4 protein-coding genes are annotated in these 3,466 nt (G+C 27.2%); 3 read left to right on the top strand and 1 reads right to left on the bottom strand.

What is annotated here, in order from left to right:
• The 3 genes from Q0V08_RS11140 to Q0V08_RS11130 all read left to right on the top strand — a co-directional run.
• Positions 1-1,434, top strand: a 1,434-nt coding sequence (locus Q0V08_RS11140; protein WP_297434780.1) for a diol dehydratase reactivase subunit alpha, incomplete at its 5' end; no start/stop codon positions are given.
• On the top strand, positions 1,428-1,754 hold the full coding sequence (locus tag Q0V08_RS11135) for a glycerol dehydratase reactivase beta/small subunit family protein (protein ID WP_297434779.1): 327 nt from the start codon (positions 1,428-1,430) through the stop codon (positions 1,752-1,754). The genes Q0V08_RS11140 and Q0V08_RS11135, both read left to right, overlap by 7 nt.
• Before the next feature lie 20 nt (positions 1,755-1,774).
• Positions 1,775-2,656, top strand: a complete 882-nt coding sequence (locus Q0V08_RS11130) for a PocR ligand-binding domain-containing protein (protein WP_297434777.1) — start codon at positions 1,775-1,777, stop codon at positions 2,654-2,656.
• A gap of 36 nt (positions 2,657-2,692) precedes the next feature.
• Here Q0V08_RS11130 and Q0V08_RS11125 read toward each other — a convergent pair.
• Positions 2,693-3,466: hypothetical protein (locus Q0V08_RS11125; RefSeq protein WP_297434775.1), on the bottom strand; the 774-nt coding region annotated here is incomplete at its 5' end.

The raw sequence follows: 3,466 nt of genomic DNA, 5'->3' as shown, positions 1-3,466 counted from the left end.
GATGCAGAGTATATTGTTATAGCAAATAAAGATAAAAATTTTTTAGAAATAGCAAAAATTTTAAATTCTGAAATAAATAGAGGAGTAAAAATAAAGGGAGCTATTTTACAAAGAGATGATGGTGTTCTTGTAAATAATAGATTACTAATAAAAATTCCAATAGTTGATGAAGTTCAACTAATTGAAAAAATACCTTTAGGTGTTAAATGCTGTATTGAAGTAGCTGAAAAGGGAAGGGTTATTGAAAAAATTTCAAATCCATATGGAATAGCAACAATTTTTAATTTAACCTCAGAAGAAACAAAAAAAGTGGTTCCTTTATCAAAAGCTCTTATAGGAAATAGATCAGGTGTTGTAATAAAAACTCCTCAAGGAGATGTAAAAGAAAAAATTATTCCAGCTGGAAATATCTACATAAAAGGTTGTAAAACAACTGAAGAGGTAGGCATACAAGAGGGTGCCGAAAAAATTATGGAAAAGATATCTTTTTTAAATGTTCAAGATATTTTTGGAGAAGATGGAACAAATGTTGGTGGAATGTTAAGAAATGTAAAAAATACAATGAGTAAATTTACAGGAGAAAATATAGAAGATATAAAAATAAAGGATTTACTAGCAGTTGACACCTTTGTTCCTCAGAGAATAAAAGGTGGTTTAGCTGGTGAATTTATGCTTGAAAATGCTGTGGGATTAGCAGTAATGGTAGGAACTGAAAAAAATCAAATGGAAAACTTAGCAAGATTAATAAAAAGTGAATTAGGTATAGAAGTTGAAGTTGGTGGTGTAGAAGCAGATATGGCTATAAAAGGAGCTTTAACTACTCCAGGAACAGGAAAGCCATTGGCTATAATTGATATTGGAGCTGGATCAACAGATGCTTGTAGCATAGATAAATTTGGAAGAAAAGCTCATACTCATTTAGCTGGTGCAGGAAATATGGTGACTTTATTAATTCAAAAAGAACTTGGAATTGAAAATTTTAATTTAGCTGAAGATATTAAAAAATATCCACTAGCAAAAGTAGAGTCTTTTTTTCATATAAGGTATGAAGATGGAAGTGTACAGTTTTTTAATGAGCCTTTATCACCGAGCATATATGCAAAAAATGTATTAGTAAAAAATGGTGAGCTTATTCCAATAGATATTCAAAATACTTTAGAAAGAATTAGAGATATTAGGAGAGAGAGTAAAAGAAGAGTTTTTGTAACAAATTCAAAGAGAGCCTTAAAAAAAATATCTTTAACTAAAAATATTAGAGATTTTGAGTTTGTAATAATTGTAGGTGGATCAGCTCTTGATTTTGAAATACCAGAGATGATAACGGAAGCTCTTTCTAAATATGGTGTAGTTGCTGGTTGCGGAAATATAAGAGGAATAGAAGGACCTAGAAATGCTGTAGCGACAGGTTTGGTTTTAGGTGATAGAGAGTGCTAAAAACTGGAATAGATATAGTATGTTCAAATGTTATAAATATAATTGATATAGAAGAGATATTTTTTGGAATAGAAGAAGAGGGAGTTCCTTATATTTTAAAGTTTTTAGAAGAAAAAAAAATAGATAAAGAGTTTTATGTAAATGGAAGGTTTGAAATAGGGATAGGCATTAATTCAGATGGTGAAATATTTTTAAATCAAAAAAAATATACAAAAGAGTATATTTTGAAAGAAAATATTGGAAGTTCTAAAAAATATTTAAGGGTTTTTGGTCAAAATGCAGCTAGAGTATTAAAGGGATTACCTTTAATAAAAGTATAATGAAACGAAAGGTGTGAGGTATGCTTCATAAATATAAAAAAGAACTATTAAAAATTCAGGAAGAGATAGTAGATATGACTAAAATGGCCGTAGTGATTGTAGATGATGAAGGCAATTATTTAACAGAAAAAAGTAACTACTCAGAGTTTTGTAAAATTTTTAGAAAAAATAAAGAACTTAGTTCGTTTTGTGAAAAATGCGATGTAAAGGCTTTAAGTAAAGCATTTTTATCATTAAAACCATATATTTATAGATGCCACGCTGGATTAGTTGATATGATAATACCTATTATTTATCAAAGTGAGCTAATAGGTGCATTTTTAGTTGGACAAATTCTTTTGGAAGATGAAGAAACATTTGAATTAGAAGATATTTTGGTTGAAAACGTAGGGAAAGAATTTAATATAAAGAAAATTGTTGAAAATTATGGATTTTTAAAAAAGGTGAAATATAATGAACTCCAAAGTATTGCAAGTATTTTACATTATACATCAGTTTATATAAGTGATTGTATTAAAAGTAAGAAATGGTATAATCATATTATTGAAAATAATATAAAAGAGGAAAGAGTTGAGTATAGTCATTCTCAAATTTCTTCAGCAGTGACTTATATAAATGAAAATATTAGAGAAAATATTCATTTAGAAGATGTAGCCGCATTATGTAATTTGAGTATTTCTCAATTTAGCAGGGTTTTTAAAAGAGAAACAGGAAAAACTTTTAAGGAGTATGTTCTTATAAAAAAGATTGAAAAAGCTAAACACTTTTTAGAGATTACAAGTAAGTCTTTATCAGAAATATCAAATGAAATAGGAATTGAAGATAGTAGCTATTTTACAAAAGTTTTTAAAAAATATGAACGAATTTGTCCTAAGGAGTATAGAGATCTTTTTCAGAAATAAAAAATGTAGCTGTTAAGCTACATTTTTTTGTTTCATTTAATTGTTATTTGATATACAGAAAGATTCATATTCTTTAGCTAGTATATTTTTAACCTTTTCTCTCATATTAGAAAGTTTTTCATCAGGTATTGAAGGAGAGATTATTTTGATAGCTTTAACATATCTATCTAAAATTTCTTCTATTTTTTGATTAACAACTTCTTTGTTATTTGCTAAATTTTCAGGAGTCATATTAGATAAGAAGCTCGTTAAAGATTTATATGAAGTATCAGTTGTAGATTTTATTAAAGTTTTTGTAGACTCTATTTTTTCAGCTGTTATATTTGAACTGATAGTTTTCATATCTTGCTCAAGTTGCTCTAAAGATTTTTCAATCATGCTTAAAACAGAGATGTAAGCTTGGTTATCTCTATTATTTACAGTATTTTCTACTTTATTAATAGATTCTTTCAATCCATTTAAAATTTTAGTTTCTTTATCTGTAAACTTTGCGTTACCTGAAACAATTTTATCGAATAAAGATTGAGCAGAATCTAAATCAGTTTTAAGAATATTTATAAATCCAACTTCGAAATCTTTAAAGTGTTGTGGAGGAATTTTGTTTTTAATTTCCTCAAGAATATCTTCGATTTCTTTAACAATAGTTGCTAAAAGATTGTTTAGTTGATTTTCAACTTCAACAATTTTATTAGAATCTACATCTTTTAATATTTGAGGTACAATAAAGTTTATATTATCTAGCTGTAATTTAGTAACTGTATTAATATCTTTTAAATCTTTTTCTTTTACACATCTCCGATCCCACGAGAC

Source organism: uncultured Cetobacterium sp., from assembly GCF_947038635.1.
Lineage (GTDB): Bacteria > Fusobacteriota > Fusobacteriia > Fusobacteriales > Fusobacteriaceae > Cetobacterium_A.
The sequence above is the reverse complement of the archived record's forward strand: the minus strand, read 5'-3'. Positions and strand labels throughout refer to the sequence as shown.

What these genes read in the sequence shown, in the direction of transcription:
- Q0V08_RS11130 (WP_297434777.1), top strand. Translation starts at nt 1,775, where the DNA reads ATGCTTCATAAATATAAAAAAGAACTATTAAAAATTCAGGAAGAGATA.